At 40.6% G+C, this 14,644-nt stretch carries 13 protein-coding genes; all 13 read left to right on the top strand.

The window, feature by feature from the left end; all coding sequences use genetic code 11:
• The first annotated feature begins 182 nt into the window (after nucleotides 1-182).
• The gene (sucC, locus tag AC3WTL_RS07780; RefSeq protein WP_048009038.1) at nucleotides 183-1,343 is read left to right on the top strand and encodes an ADP-forming succinate--CoA ligase subunit beta; all 1,161 of its coding nucleotides are present in this window, start codon (nucleotides 183-185) and stop codon (nucleotides 1,341-1,343) included.
• 118 nt (nucleotides 1,344-1,461) lie between these two features.
• Complete coding sequence (gene sucD / locus AC3WTL_RS07775) at nucleotides 1,462-2,364, top strand: succinate--CoA ligase subunit alpha (protein WP_035328940.1); 903 nt, start codon at nucleotides 1,462-1,464, stop codon at nucleotides 2,362-2,364.
• 115 nt (nucleotides 2,365-2,479) lie between these two features.
• The gene (gene dprA / locus AC3WTL_RS07770) at nucleotides 2,480-3,355 is read left to right on the top strand and encodes a DNA-processing protein DprA (protein ID WP_197248021.1); all 876 of its coding nucleotides are present in this window, start codon (nucleotides 2,480-2,482) and stop codon (nucleotides 3,353-3,355) included.
• 397 nt (nucleotides 3,356-3,752) lie between these two features.
• On the top strand, nucleotides 3,753-5,828 hold the full coding sequence (gene topA, locus AC3WTL_RS07765; protein WP_197207374.1) for a type I DNA topoisomerase: 2,076 nt from the start codon (nucleotides 3,753-3,755) through the stop codon (nucleotides 5,826-5,828).
• 223 nt (nucleotides 5,829-6,051) lie between these two features.
• Nucleotides 6,052-7,359, top strand: a complete 1,308-nt coding sequence (gene trmFO, locus AC3WTL_RS07760) for an FADH(2)-oxidizing methylenetetrahydrofolate--tRNA-(uracil(54)-C(5))-methyltransferase TrmFO (RefSeq protein WP_048009035.1) — start codon at nucleotides 6,052-6,054, stop codon at nucleotides 7,357-7,359.
• Between the two features lie 64 nt (nucleotides 7,360-7,423).
• Nucleotides 7,424-8,326: a tyrosine recombinase XerC gene (gene xerC / locus AC3WTL_RS07755; RefSeq protein ID WP_048009034.1), complete on the top strand. Its 903-nt coding sequence runs from the start codon at nucleotides 7,424-7,426 to the stop codon at nucleotides 8,324-8,326.
• Nucleotides 8,327-8,398: 72 nt separating this feature from the next.
• Complete coding sequence (gene hslV / locus AC3WTL_RS07750) at nucleotides 8,399-8,941, top strand: ATP-dependent protease subunit HslV (RefSeq protein WP_048009033.1); 543 nt, start codon at nucleotides 8,399-8,401, stop codon at nucleotides 8,939-8,941.
• A 17-nt stretch (nucleotides 8,942-8,958) separates the two neighbouring features.
• Complete coding sequence (gene hslU, locus AC3WTL_RS07745) at nucleotides 8,959-10,362, top strand: ATP-dependent protease ATPase subunit HslU (RefSeq protein WP_222497001.1); 1,404 nt, start codon at nucleotides 8,959-8,961, stop codon at nucleotides 10,360-10,362.
• Between the two features lie 148 nt (nucleotides 10,363-10,510).
• Nucleotides 10,511-11,290, top strand: a complete 780-nt coding sequence (codY, locus tag AC3WTL_RS07740) for a GTP-sensing pleiotropic transcriptional regulator CodY (protein WP_035328947.1) — start codon at nucleotides 10,511-10,513, stop codon at nucleotides 11,288-11,290.
• A gap of 431 nt (nucleotides 11,291-11,721) precedes the next feature.
• The gene (gene flgB, locus AC3WTL_RS07735) at nucleotides 11,722-12,117 is read left to right on the top strand and encodes a flagellar basal body rod protein FlgB (RefSeq protein ID WP_248346926.1); all 396 of its coding nucleotides are present in this window, start codon (nucleotides 11,722-11,724) and stop codon (nucleotides 12,115-12,117) included.
• Nucleotides 12,118-12,119: 2 nt separating this feature from the next.
• Complete coding sequence (gene flgC, locus AC3WTL_RS07730) at nucleotides 12,120-12,572, top strand: flagellar basal body rod protein FlgC (protein ID WP_222496999.1); 453 nt, start codon at nucleotides 12,120-12,122, stop codon at nucleotides 12,570-12,572.
• A 12-nt stretch (nucleotides 12,573-12,584) separates the two neighbouring features.
• Entirely contained in the window at nucleotides 12,585-12,890 is a 306-nt protein-coding gene (fliE, locus tag AC3WTL_RS07725; RefSeq protein ID WP_222496997.1) for a flagellar hook-basal body complex protein FliE, read from the top strand.
• A 149-nt stretch (nucleotides 12,891-13,039) separates the two neighbouring features.
• On the top strand, nucleotides 13,040-14,641 hold the full coding sequence (gene fliF, locus AC3WTL_RS07720; protein ID WP_248346928.1) for a flagellar basal-body MS-ring/collar protein FliF: 1,602 nt from the start codon (nucleotides 13,040-13,042) through the stop codon (nucleotides 14,639-14,641).
• Nucleotides 14,642-14,644 lie beyond the last annotated feature (3 nt).

Genomic DNA, 14,644 nt, shown 5'->3' with positions numbered 1-14,644 from the left:
AAAATATTTTCCTGTGAGATTAGGTTCAAATCCACTATGATAACAGGGTTTTTGCACTGCCCAATATTTATAATTTTTAAAGAAATATAATATTTTAGAGTAAATGGTAGACAAGGGTTGTGTCATTTAATAAAATGAAAGCGCAGTCTATTTTTTTGAAGAGTTAGATAGGAGGATGGGAAATGAATATACATGAGTATCAAGGTAAAGAAGTCCTCAGACAATACGGGGTAGCCGTTCCGAACGGAAAAGTTGCATTTACAGTTGAAGAAGCTGTTGAAGCTGCGAAAGAACTTGGCACTGAGGTGTGTGTGGTTAAAGCGCAAATCCATGCCGGAGGACGCGGTAAAGCTGGCGGTGTAAAAGTTGCCAAAAATCTTGACGAAGTTCGTACATATGCAGGTGAAATCTTAGGAAAAACACTTGTTACACATCAAACAGGCCCGGAAGGCAAGGAAGTAAAGCGTTTACTTATTGAAGAGGGCTGTGACATTAAGAAGGAATATTATGTGGGCCTTGTACTGGACCGAGCTACATCTCGCGTAGTATTAATGGCTTCAGAAGAGGGCGGTACAGAAATCGAAGAAGTGGCTGAAAAAACGCCAGAAAAAATCTTCAAGGAAGAAATCGATCCTGTTCTTGGTTTAACAGCATTCCAGGCCCGCAGAATCGCTTTTAATATCAATATTCCATCAAAGCTTGTCGGACAAGCTGTTAAATTCATGATGGGCTTATACAGAGCTTATATTGAAAAGGATTGCTCTATTGCTGAAATCAATCCATTAGTTGTAACTGGCGACGGCAAGGTTATGGCTCTGGATGCTAAGCTGAACTTTGATGGGAATGCCCTTTACCGTCAAAAAGATATCATGGATCTACGTGACCTTGAAGAAGAGGATGCGAAGGAAATCGAAGCATCAAAATATGACCTAAGCTATATTTCCCTTGATGGAAACATCGGCTGCATGGTTAACGGTGCAGGTTTAGCGATGGCTACTATGGATATCGTTAAGCATTATGGCGGAGACCCGGCCAATTTCCTTGATGTTGGGGGCGGAGCAACAGCTGAGAAAGTAACAGAAGCCTTCAAAATCATCCTTTCTGATAAAAACGTAAAAGGTATTTTTGTAAATATCTTCGGCGGAATCATGAAGTGCGACATCATCGCCACTGGTGTAGTGGAAGCAGCGAAGCAAGTAGGCTTGAATGTGCCATTAGTTGTACGTCTGGAAGGCACGAATGTTGAAATGGGCAAGAAAATTCTTGCTGAAGCCGATATCGATATTATCGCAGCTGAATCCATGGCTGACGGCGCACAAAAAATTGTTTCTTTAGTAGGCTAAGAATTAAAAATGAGCGGCCGTTCAGCATTAAAGGCATATAGCGGAAACCGATCTTCAGTTTTTGATTAAAGCCTATGAGCATATGACGGCACTCTTTAGACCAGGAAGGAGAATTAATGTGAGCGTATTTATTAATAAAGACACTAAAGTTATAGTTCAAGGGATTACCGGCTCAACAGCCCTCTTCCATACAAAGCAAATGCTTGAATACGGAACGCAAATTGTCGGCGGTGTAACTCCGGGTAAAGGCGGTACTGAAGTAGAGGGTGTTCCTGTCTTCAATACAGTGGAGGAAGCGGTTAAGGCAACAGGTGCAAATGCCTCCGTAATCTATGTTCCGGCTCCATTTGCTGCAGATGCTATTCTTGAGGCTGTAGATGCAGAATTAGATCTTGCAATTTGTATCACTGAGCATATTCCTGTGTTGGATATGGTTAAAGTTAAGCGTTATATGGAAGGCAAGAAGACACGCCTTGTAGGTCCTAACTGCCCGGGTGTTATCACTCCTGAAGAGTGTAAGATCGGCATTATGCCTGGTTACATCCACACTAAAGGCCATGTTGGAGTTGTGTCACGTTCCGGAACATTGACTTATGAAGCTGTACATCAGCTGACACAGGAAGGAATCGGCCAATCTACTGCTGTTGGAATCGGCGGAGATCCGGTTAACGGAACAAACTTCATTGATGTTTTAAAAGCATTCAATGAAGATCCTGAAACTTATGCTGTCATCATGATTGGTGAAATCGGCGGAACTGCTGAAGAAGAAGCTGCAGAATGGGTTAAAGAGAACATGACCAAGCCTGTTGTAGGCTTCATCGGAGGGCGCACTGCACCTCCAGGAAAGCGTATGGGCCATGCCGGAGCAATTATTTCAGGAGGCAAAGGAACAGCTGATGAAAAAATCCGTGTAATGAATGAATGCGGAATTCAGGTAGCTGATACTCCATCCGTAATGGGTGAAACCCTGATTAAGGTTCTAAAAGAAAAAGGCCTTTATGACCAGTGTAAAACACACTAATCTTTTCGAATAACTTAAGAATAGTCCCTCTTTATGAGGGACTATTTCTGCATTGTCAAATCCGGTCATCCCCCACATACCCCCGTCTACTTTAATAACATTTCAGGAGGCTCCCATGAATGAATTTAATATGAGGCTCACCCATCTCCACCACTGCAGAGGAATGAGCTGGAAGATGATTTATTACATTCTGAAAACAGATCCCGAATTGAAATTTCTGTATAATGATGCACCCCGCCGAATTATGCCCCAGGTAATCACCACTCAGGAAGCACTTTCCAATGCACTTCAGGATCTCCATTCTGATCGAATCGAGGAACAAATTCGCCAATACTCACCAAATGGCATTAAAGCCATTACAATTTTTGACGAGGAATATCCAGTTCTGCTAAAAGAAACATACCAGCCGCCTTGGGTTTTATATGCCCGAGGCGATACCCGTCTTTTGAATAGCGGAGTTCATCTGGCCGTTGTTGGGTCCAGACAGGCAACAGAGTATGGCGAAAAAGCCATTCAGTCCATTTTCCCCAAGCTTATTGACCGTGGGGTTATTATTGTAAGCGGGCTGGCGGCCGGCATCGATGCCATTGCGCATAAGGAAGCAATAAAAAATAAAGGAAAAACAATCGGTGTCATAGCCGGGGGCCTGTTTCATATTTATCCACAGGCAAATCAGAAGCTTGCTTATGAAATGATGAAAAACCATCTGGTTATATCTGAATATCCGCCAGACACAAGGCCCTCAAGATGGCAGTTTCCAATGAGAAACCGAATCATAAGCGGTATTAGCAGAGGGACACTGATTATTCAGGCGAAAAGCAAAAGCGGCTCTCTTATTACAGCTAACTATGCTGTGCAAGAAGGCCGGGAAGTGTTTGCGGTACCAGGGAATATTTTCAGCCCATTCTCATGTGGAACCAATGAGTTAATTCAGCAAGGCGCCAAACTGGTTAAATCAGCTGAAGAAATCTTAGAGGAGTTCCCTTACTGATCAGGTCAAATAAAAAAGGAGCCTTGATATAAATTAAAGGCTCCTAATCTTTCATCAGTCATAATAAATTTGTTTATTTAAAGGATTTTTTACAAAAAGGTTGAAATTCTATTAAAACTGTTATACATTTTGCAACAGGTATGAACAAAAGTAAGAGAATGCTTAGTTAGTTAATTTAGGATCTTTTCTTGGAAACGGTTGCGGAAATAATCCGATTAAGTTTGACAAACTTGAATAGAATGTAGAATAATAATGAATATTTCAATACACATGCAATTATGAGGCTGTTCTATTGATATAGATAAAGAAGACAGGCAATTTTAGCAGGTGAAAAATACCGTGTTTCAAAAAGATTTTGCCTGGATGTTTTAAAATTCCCTCTCAAGGAGGACTATTGATGTCAGAGTTTCTTGTTATCGTTGAGTCACCTGCAAAGGCAAAAACGATTGAGCGTTATTTAGGAAAAAAATATAAAGTAAAAGCTTCCATGGGACATGTCAGGGATCTTCCCAAAAGCCAAATGGGCATTGATGTGGAAAATAACTTTGAACCCAAATACATAACAATTCGCGGAAAGGGCCCTGTTTTAAAGGAGCTTAAGACAGCGGCCAAAAAAGCTAAGAAAATTTATCTCGCGGCTGACCCCGACAGAGAAGGGGAAGCTATTGCCTGGCATTTGGCACATAGCCTGGATATGGATATTAAGTCGGATTGCCGTGTTGTTTTTAATGAAATCACTAAAGATGCCATTAAAGAATCCTTTAAGCATCCAAGGCCAATCAACATGGATCTTGTTGATGCGCAGCAGGCAAGAAGGATGCTGGACAGACTGGTCGGCTATAATATCAGCCCCTTACTATGGAAGAAAGTGAAAAAAGGATTAAGTGCGGGGAGAGTCCAGTCTGTTGCAGTCCGATTGATCATCGACCGTGAAAAGGAAATTAAGGACTTTATACCAGAAGAGTACTGGTCCATTGATGGAGAGTTCCTTAAAGGAAAAACAGCCTTTGATGCATCATTTTACGGATTTAAGAATGAAAAAGTGGAATTGAAGTCGGAAAGCGAAGTTCAAAATATTTTAAGTAAAATGAAGGGCAATAAATTCAAGGTGGAATCGGTCACCAAGAAGGAAAGAAAGCGGAATCCTGCAGCCCCTTTTACTACGTCATCACTTCAGCAGGAAGCTGCAAGAAAATTAAATTTCCGTGCCAAGAAAACGATGATGCTTGCACAGCAGCTATATGAAGGAATTGAACTCGGCAAGGAAGGAACTGTCGGTTTAATCACTTATATGAGAACCGACTCAACACGCATATCCGAAATTGCACAAAGTGAAGCTGCAGATTATATTCAAAGCTCTTACGGGAAAGAGTTCCTGCAGAGTGAAAAGAAAAAAGAAAAGAAAAACAGCAATGCCCAGGATGCCCATGAGGCCATCCGCCCGACAAGCACATTAAGGTCGCCTGCAAGTTTAAAAGAATACTTGTCGCGTGATCAGCTGCGATTATACAGGCTTATCTGGGAACGCTTTGTTGCAAGCCAAATGGCACCAGCGGTTATGGACACCATGAGTGTCGATCTGAAAAATGGTGAAGTGATCTTCCGGGCAACAGGCTCAAAAGTGAAATTCCCAGGATTCATGAAAGTATATGTTGAAGGCACTGATGACCAGTCGGAGGAAAAAGATAATATGCTCCCTGATCTGAAGGAAGGGGATGAAGTCCTTAAAAAAGACATCGAACCTAAACAGCACTTTACACAGCCCCCTCCAAGGTATACTGAGGCAAGGCTGGTAAAAACACTTGAAGAACAGGGGATTGGGCGGCCATCCACCTTCGCACCGACACTTGATACAATCCAGAAACGGGGCTATGTTGCTCTTGATAATAAACGTTTTATTCCGACCGAACTGGGTGAAATCGTTCTAGAATTAATCATGGAATTCTTCCCTGAGATCCTTGATATCGAGTTTACCGCAAAAATGGAAAAAGATCTGGACTATGTTGAAGAAGGCAAAGTCAACTGGGTACAGATCATAGATGATTTCTATATAGATTTTGAAAAAAATCTTAAAATAGCGGAAAAGGAAATGCAGGAAGTAGAAATTAAGGATGAACCTGCCGGTGAGGATTGCGAACAATGCGGCAATCCTATGGTGTTCAAGATGGGACGCTATGGAAAGTTCATGGCCTGCAGCAATTTCCCTGACTGCCGCAATACTAAACCGATTGTCAAGGATATCGGTGTGAAATGTCCAAAGTGCGAAGAAGGTAATATCATTGAAAGAAAAAGCAAAAAACGCCGGATCTTCTACGGCTGTGACAGGTTCCCTGAATGTGACTTTATTTCTTGGGATAAGCCCCTGCCGAGAAGCTGTCCGAAATGTGATAACCTGCTGGTTGAGAAAAAACTCAAAAAAGGTGTTCAGGTTCAGTGTGTTGAATGCGACTATAAGGAAGAAAAGCAAAGTTAAGGGTGAGCTTAAATGCTCACTCTTTTCTATTGAGGGATGAGCATCCAAAATACTTCCAGTCTGGCTATTTTCAAAGAAATTAGTTCATGAAACTTTTTTATTTTTAAATCGTATTGTAAAATGGCAAAATGAATAAGAACAGGGTAAAGTAAGAGAGACTGTTTTTAATAAATATAAATTATTCATGATATCGTCATCATAAGTATATATGGAGGTTCAATTTATGAAAGATACAGCAGTGAATGTAATTGGCGCAGGATTGGCAGGCAGTGAGGCTGCTTGGCAGCTTGCCAGCAGGGGAATAAAGGTAAATCTATATGAAATGAGGCCTGTAAGGCAGACTCCTGCTCATCACACTGATAAATTTGCAGAACTTGTCTGCAGCAACTCCCTGCGTGCAAATACTTTAACAAATGCAGTCGGGGTATTAAAAGAAGAAATGAGAAAGCTGAATTCTGTCATTATCCATTCAGCTGACAGCAGTGCAGTTCCTGCCGGAGGCGCATTGGCAGTTGACCGCCATGATTTTGCTGCCCGTGTAACCGAACAAGTCAAAAACCATCCGAACGTAACAGTAATAAACGAAGAAGTGACAGATATTCCGGAAGGGCCAACTGTTATTGCCACTGGACCGCTCACAAGTGAAGCTTTATCCGCAAAATTAAAAGAGCTGTCCGGGGAAGATTATTTATATTTTTATGATGCGGCTGCTCCAATTCTCGAAAAAGATTCAATCGATATGAATAAAGTTTATTTGAAATCACGTTATGATAAGGGAGAAGCGGCATATCTGAATTGTCCAATGACAGAAGAAGAATTTGACCGCTTTTATGAGGCTCTTACCTCAGCGGAAACAGTTCCATTAAAGGAATTTGAAAAGGAAATCTTTTTCGAGGGCTGTATGCCAATAGAAGTGATGGCAAACAGGGGGAAGAAAACCATGCTTTTCGGCCCGATGAAACCTGTTGGTTTAGAAGATCCTAAAACAGGAAAAAGGCCATATGCAGTTGTCCAGCTTCGCCAGGATGATGCAGCAGGAACTCTTTACAATATAGTAGGTTTTCAGACACATCTGAAATGGGGTCCTCAAAAAGAAGTAATCCGATTGATTCCTGGTCTTGAAAATGCTGAGATAGTAAGATATGGTGTTATGCACCGGAATACATTCATCAATTCTCCAAAAGTCCTTCGTGCAACATATCAGTTCAAGAATAGGGATGATTTATTCTTTGCAGGACAAATGACCGGAGTTGAAGGGTATGTGGAATCTGCAGCCAGCGGACTTGTGGCAGGCATCAATGCTGCAAGGCTTGTTGCAGGAGAAGATCCAATAGAGTTTCCTCATGAAACGGCGATTGGAAGTATGGCTCGATATATTACTACAGCAAACCCGAAGAGTTTCCAGCCTATGAATGCTAATTTTGGTTTATTCCCAGATCTTCCTGAAAAAATTAGAGGAAAAAAAGAAAGAAATGAAAAACATGCAGAAAGAGCATTGGGAACAATTCAGAACTTTGTGAAAAATTTGTAAATTATGTTGCGTGGGCTGCTGAGTTGTGATACTATTTAGTAGCCCATGCCGAGGTGAACAATTAATGTCTGAAAATGTGAACGTTTCTTTAAAGTTGTTTATTGAATATTTACAAATCGAGAAAAATTATTCACAATATACTATTGAACATTACCAGCATGATATAAGTGATTTCTTTATGTTCATGTCTGAACAAGCCATTTCAGATTTAACAAAAGTCGAGTATCAGGATGTCAGGATATATCTTACTAATCTTTTCGAAAGAAAGATGTCACGCAAGTCTGTTGCCAGAAAGATATCAAGCCTAAGGAGTTTTTTTAAATTTTTGCTAAGAGAAGAGATAGTCGCTGAGAATCCTTTCGCACTTGTTTCCATTCCGAAAGCACAGAAAAAGCTGCCGGAATTTTTCTATGAAGAGGAAATGAAACAGCTTTTTGATGCTTGTGAATCCAGCACTCCTCTTGGGCAAAGAAATAAAGCCCTTCTTGAATTATTATATGCAACGGGCATCCGTGTAAGTGAGTGCAGTCAAATCCGCTTAAAAGATCTGGATATGCATTTATCAACTGTTCTTGTACGGGGAAAGGGCAGCAAAGAACGGTATGTTCCTTTCGGCAGCTTCGCCCAGGACGCAATTGACACATACATAAACCATGGCCGTAAAGAATTGCTTGCAAATGGGAACATGCAGGAAAATTTGTTTTTGAACGCCCGTGGCGGTCCTCTTACAGCAAGGGGAATCAGGACTATTCTTGACCGGATCATAGAGAAATCATCCTTAACAGGCAAAATTCACCCCCACATGCTTCGCCACACATTTGCGACGCATTTAATGGCTAATGGGGCTGATATGAGAACAGTCCAGGAATTGCTTGGACACGCATTTCTATCTTCGACCCAGGTATATACACATGTAACGAATGAATACTTGAAAAAAACTTATATGGCCCATCATCCGCGGGCGTAGCGGAAAACAGCCATTAACGAATAGTCTGCAGAAAAAAATCAAAGGCAATATGCTCCAAAGGAGGAGTCTTTCATGTCCGAATTTCATGCAACAACAATATTTGCTGTGCATCATAATGGAGAATGTGCAATGTCTGGCGACGGCCAGGTTACCTTTGGAAATGCAGTTGTAATGAAACACACTGCAAGAAAAGTCAGAAAGCTTTTTAATGGGAAGGTGCTTGCTGGATTTGCAGGCTCAGTTGCCGATGCATTTACGTTATTCGAAATGTTTGAAGGAAAGCTTGAAGAGTATAATGGCAACCTTGAGAGAGCAGCTGTGGAGCTAGCAAAAGAATGGAGAAGCGACAAGGTTTTGCGCAAGCTTGAAGCAATGCTTATCGTTATGAACAAGGATAGTCTGCTGCTAATCTCCGGTACAGGTGAAGTTATTGAGCCGGATGATGGAATTTTGGCTATTGGATCAGGAGGCAATTATGCTCTTGCAGCCGGACGATCTTTAAAAAGATTCGCAGGCGAACACTTGTCAGCAAGAGGAATTGCCAAGGCCTCACTTGAAATGGCTGCCGAAATATGTGTATATACAAACCACAATATCATTGTGGAAGAACTCTAATGAAGGAGTGCTGTTGAATGGGTAAAGGAACAAGCTTAACTCCGCGCCAAATTGTTGAGCGCTTGGATCAATATATCATCGGTCAAAAGGATGCAAAAAAAGCAGTTGCGGTAGCTCTTCGAAATCGTTATCGCCGAAGCTTGCTGGAAGAAAAATTGCGGGAAGAAGTAAATCCTAAAAATATATTGATGATCGGCCCAACTGGTGTTGGAAAAACTGAAATTGCGCGCAGAATGGCTAAATTGGTAGGCGCACCATTTGTTAAAGTGGAGGCAACCAAATTCACTGAAGTAGGATATGTGGGCAGGGATGTTGAATCTATGGTCAGAGATCTTGTGGAAACATCCGTCCGTCTGGTAAAAGAAGAGAAGATGGCCAGTGTAAAGGAAAGAGCAGAAGAAAGTGCCAACCGCCGCATACTTGAACTGCTTGTACCTGGTGCCAAAAAGGCCGCTAATTATAAAAATCCACTTGAAATGCTATTTGGCGGAGGTAATGATCAGCAGCAGGATACGTATCAGACAGAAGATTTAAACCTCCAGGAAAAGCGCAAGATTGTAAAAGAAAAGCTTGCACTTGGCGAATTGGAAAATGAAGTGATTACAGTTGAGGTGGAAGAGCAGCAGCCTTCCATGTTTGACATGCTGCAGGGCTCCGGGATGGAGCAAATGGGCATGAATATGCAGGATGCCCTCAGCAGCCTTATGCCAAAGAAAAGGAAAAAAAGAAAACTGACTGTAAGTGAAGCCAGAAAGATCCTGACAAATGAAGAAGCCCAAAAGCTGATTGATATGGATGAAGTCAGTCAGGAGGCTGTATTCCGTGCTGAACAGTCAGGAATAATATTCATTGATGAGATCGATAAAATTGCCAGCAAAAACAGCGGCGGTTCATCAGCAGATGTCTCAAGGGAAGGGGTTCAAAGAGATATTTTGCCGGTGGTGGAAGGTTCAACAGTAGTAACCAAATACGGTTCTGTTAAAACGGACCATGTATTGTTTATTGCTGCAGGAGCTTTCCATATGGCAAAGCCTTCTGACCTTATTCCTGAATTGCAGGGGCGTTTTCCGATCCGTGTGGAGCTTACAAAGCTAACTGTTGAAGATTTCTACAAAATACTTGTGGAACCCGACAATGCCTTAATTAAACAATATGAAGCATTATTGGTAACTGAAGGTATACAAATTGAATTTTCTGACGATGCTATTCGTAGGATTGCTCAATTTGCTTTCGAAGTTAATCAAAATACAGATAATATCGGTGCAAGGCGTCTTCATACAATCATGGAAAAGCTGCTCGAAGATTTATCATTTGAAGCACCGGACATCACCATGGAAAAAATCACGATTACCCCTCAGTATGTTGAGGAAAAGCTCGGAGCCATTTCCCGCAATAAGGATTTAAGCCAGTTTATACTATGACCTCATAGTTTAAAAGCTAAGGTCAAAGGGTAACGGAAAGTGAATCCTGAAAAAAGTCAAAATGACGTTTGATTCAAACAGAAGCAATAAGATATTAAATTTTAACAAAATATATGTTTATGGGTTGCAGCAAATAGGAGGAAATACAATGGATTTATTAACAAAAACAAGAAAGATTAATGCAATGCTTCAAAGAGCAGCCGGAAAGCCGGTTAACTTCAAAGAAATGTCAGAAACACTTAGTGATGTAATCGAAGCAAATATCTTCGTAGTAAGCCGCAGAGGCAAACTGCTTGGATTTGCAGTAAACCAGCAAATCGAAAATGAGCGCATGAAGCAAATGCTTGAAGATCGTCAGTTTCCTGAAGAATATACGAAAAACTTATTTAACATCCAGGAAACTTCATCAAACCTTGATATGGAAAGCGAATATACTGCATTCCCAGTTGAAAACAAGGACCTTTTTGCTAGTGGATTGACTACAATTGTTCCAATCATCGGCGGCGGTGAGCGTCTCGGCACACTTATTCTTGCGAGATTACAGGAACAGTTCCATGATGATGATTTAATTCTTGCTGAATATGGCGCTACTGTAGTTGGTATGGAAATTCTGCGTGAAAAAGCGGAAGAAATTGAAGAAGAAGCTCGCAGCAAAGCTGTTGTACAAATGGCAATCAGTTCTCTTTCTTACAGCGAGCTTGAAGCGATCGAGCATATTTTTGAAGAGCTTAACGGCAACGAAGGACTTCTTGTTGCGTCAAAAATTGCTGATCGTGTAGGAATTACCCGCTCTGTAATCGTAAATGCCCTAAGAAAACTGGAAAGTGCAGGAGTTATTGAGTCCCGTTCTTTAGGAATGAAGGGTACTTATATCAAAGTCCTAAATGACAAGTTCCTGGTTGAATTGGAGAAGCTAAAATCCAATTAATAAAATCTGAAAACCCGTCCCTTAGTGGCGGGTTTTTTTTTGTTACAAAATTATTACGATTAAAATTGGTAAATTTATGTATTTTAAACAAAATTTATAAGTTCATTAGTCATAGATTACATAATTTTTAATTAAGACATTCAAAATTATAGTCCATAAGAACCGGAAAAGAAAAAGCGAGAAAAATTCAGAAGGAATAAAGAATAAGTTGATTCTGGTAATTATTACAATTTAACTTGTGTAACTTTCAGCATATTTAAAAGATTTGTCGAAAATAGGTCAAAAGAATCATTAAAATTAACCTTATGTACATAGACATATTATTTCATATTCATTACAATAATGTTTATGATGACATATTTTGTCCATTATCACCAAATTTCTACAATAATTACCATGTAAAAATTTTGTTTTTATTCGAGGTGTTATGATTGAAGCTGTTTTCCGGCACTATATCAACATTAGAACAAGCATTGAATTATTCTTCTCTTAAACAAAAAGTAATTTCACAAAATATTGCAAATGCTGATACTCCAAACTATAAAGCAAAAGATGCTAGCTTTAAAGCTGCTTTCAAGAGCGCTTTAAATGACTCATTGGATGCGAACAAAAGTGATTATAGACATTACGATTTTAAAAATGGTTCATCCTCAGGGCAAGGGATAGTGACCAGACCTGATACTTCTTACAATCATAATGGCAATAGTGTGGATTTAGATAAGGAAATGGCGGATCTGGCTACAAATCAGATTTACTATAATGCAGTTGTTGAACGGGTAAGCGGCAAGTTTTCCAGTCTGCAGAATGTATTGCGGGGAGGCAAGTAGTAATGTCTATGTTTCATAGTATGAACAACACAGCATCGGCACTAACTGCCCAAAGGCTCCGCATGGATGTGATTTCTTCAAATATGGCCAATGCGGATTCTACAAGAAGTATAAATGGAGATGGACCTTACAGAAGGAAATCAGTAGTACTGGAACCGAGAGAAGGGCAGTTCTCATCCTTTTTAAATATGGCCATAAGCCGAAAAGGAGGAGTTTCAGCAGGTAATGGGGTAAAGGTGTCAAGAATTGTAGAAGATCGAGTGACCCCAACTAAAATGGTTTATGATCCTTCCCATGTCGATGCGAATGAAGACGGATATGTTGAAATGCCCAATGTCGACCCTTTACGAGAGATGACAGATCTTATTAGCGCCACCAGGTCATATGAGGCGAACGTAACGGTTTTTAATGCTTCTAAAGGGATGATGATGAAAGCTTTGGAAATCGGCAAATAAGGAGAACCTTAAATGAATAATGTAACTTTTATGCCAGTGAATGCTTTAAAGCCTGGTGAAAATCAAAAGACTCATACATATACATCTTTCGATGGTCAGCAAAGTTTTTCGTCGGTCTTGAAGCAATCAATTGAAAAAATAAATGATGCACAGCTACAGTCAGATGCTATGACTGAAAAACTTGCCAGGGGAGAAAATATTGATCTTCACCAGGTGATGATTACTTCACAGAAAGCGAGCATTACAATGCAGGCTGGACTCGAAATCAGAAATAAAGTAATTGAAGCTTATCAGGAAGCTATGAGAATGCAGGTTTAATATTACAGCTGTTCTACTGAAAAAACTTAGAAAATTGAAAGAATCCGCTTATTAGTGAGGTTTTTTCAATTTTTTATTGAAGAAAATGATTAAAGCTAAAAACTAGTCATGGCGGTTATTAGCTAAGACAGAATAACCGGAGGATTGTGATGAAAGAAACGCTACAGAGATATATTGGCAACTTGAAAGAATACTGGGGGAGCAGGTCTAAAAAACAAAAGACAACTATGATTAGTGCCGCTGTATTATGTTTATTGCTGATTGCAGCTGCAGCTTTCTTTAGTACCAGGACCAATCTCGTTCCTCTATACAGCAACCTGACACCTTCTGAAACTGGAACGATAAAAGAAAGTCTCGATACCAGAGGAATTGTATCTGAAATAGCAGATGGCGGAACAACCATTAAAGTACCTGAAGAGTCAGTAGATACCCTGAAAGTAGAACTGGCAGCAGAAGGAATTCCTAAATCAGGAAGCATTGATTATTCATTTTTCAGCCAAAATGCCGGAATTGGCATGACTGAAAACGAGTTCAATGTACTGAAGCTGGAAGCAATGCAGACGGAGCTTGCGAACTTGATGAAAGGGATCGATGGAGTCAACGACGCCAAGGTAATGATTAACCTTCCGGCGAAAGGCATTTTTGTAAATGATCCTTCAGAGGAAGCCTCTGCTTCTATTGTCCTTAACACAAAACCAGGTCATCAATTTGAAGAATCGCAAATTCAGGCGCTTTATCACCTGGCTGCGAAAAGCATACCAAATCTTCCCACTGATAATATCGTCATTACCAACCAGTTCTTTGAGTATTTTGATTTAAAAAATGAACAAAATTCACCTGAAAGTACTTTTGCGGCACAGCATGAAATTAAAAAAGAAATCGAGCGTGATGTTCAGCGCCAGGTGCAGAATATGCTGGGCACTTTAATGGGACAGGATAAGGTGGTTGTATCTGTAACCGCCGATATTGACTTTACCCAGGAAAACAGGGAAGAAAACCTGGTTACACCTGTTGATGAAGAAAATATGGAAGGTATTGCTATCAGTGCTCAAAAGATTACGGAAACGTTTACTGGAAACGGTGATCCTGCAGGCGGATTTACTCCTGCTGGCGGCAGCGATGAACCTGCCGGCACTGATGCTGCTACTTATCAGGAAAACGGAAATTCCAACGGGGATTATGAACGAATAGAAGAGACTATTAATAATGAAGTTAATAAAATCCGCAAAGAGATCGTTGAAAGCCCATATAAAGTCCGGGATTTAGGAATCCAGGTAATGGTGGAACCACCGACAGCGGATGATCCTGCATCACTTCCGCAGGAAAGAATAAATGATATTACACAAATCCTCGGGACTGTAGTTCGTACGACTATTAATAAAGATGCAGCAGCTGATGAATTAACTGATGAGGCAATTCAGGATAAGATTGTCGTCTCAGTACAGCCTTTCAACGGAAAAGTTGAATTTCCTGATGAGACAAGCACCAGCATTCCCTGGTGGATTTATGCAATCGGGGGAATACTGCTGTTAATTATCGCTCTATTAATCTTCCTTTTTGCAAAAGCGAGAAAGAAGCAGAAACAAGAAGAGGAGATGGAATTAGAAGCACAAGAGACATTCAGCCTTCCGGATGTTAATGATGAGCATGAAACAGAGAGTACAATGAGGCGCAAACAGCTGGAGAAAATGGCAAAGGAAAAGCCTGAAGACTTTGCGAAGCTTCTTCGCACATGGATCGCAGAAGATTAAGGA

The sequence above is a fragment of the Cytobacillus sp. EB106-05-05-XG126 genome (assembly GCF_058791715.1).
This window is presented reverse-complemented; position numbering and strand designations above follow the sequence as displayed.

Coding starts and splice junctions, on each gene's coding strand:
- codY (WP_035328947.1), top strand. CDS start 10,511: ATGGATTTATTAACAAAAACAAGAAAGATTAATGCAATGCTTCAAAGA.
- xerC (WP_048009034.1), top strand. CDS start 7,424: ATGTCTGAAAATGTGAACGTTTCTTTAAAGTTGTTTATTGAATATTTA.
- hslU (WP_222497001.1), top strand. CDS start 8,959: ATGGGTAAAGGAACAAGCTTAACTCCGCGCCAAATTGTTGAGCGCTTG.
- hslV (WP_048009033.1), top strand. CDS start 8,399: ATGTCCGAATTTCATGCAACAACAATATTTGCTGTGCATCATAATGGA.
- topA (WP_197207374.1), top strand. CDS start 3,753: ATGTCAGAGTTTCTTGTTATCGTTGAGTCACCTGCAAAGGCAAAAACG.
- flgC (WP_222496999.1), top strand. CDS start 12,120: ATGTCTATGTTTCATAGTATGAACAACACAGCATCGGCACTAACTGCC.
- fliF (WP_248346928.1), top strand. CDS start 13,040: ATGAAAGAAACGCTACAGAGATATATTGGCAACTTGAAAGAATACTGG.
- dprA (WP_197248021.1), top strand. CDS start 2,480: ATGAATGAATTTAATATGAGGCTCACCCATCTCCACCACTGCAGAGGA.
- trmFO (WP_048009035.1), top strand. CDS start 6,052: ATGAAAGATACAGCAGTGAATGTAATTGGCGCAGGATTGGCAGGCAGT.
- fliE (WP_222496997.1), top strand. CDS start 12,585: ATGAATAATGTAACTTTTATGCCAGTGAATGCTTTAAAGCCTGGTGAA.
- sucC (WP_048009038.1), top strand. CDS start 183: ATGAATATACATGAGTATCAAGGTAAAGAAGTCCTCAGACAATACGGG.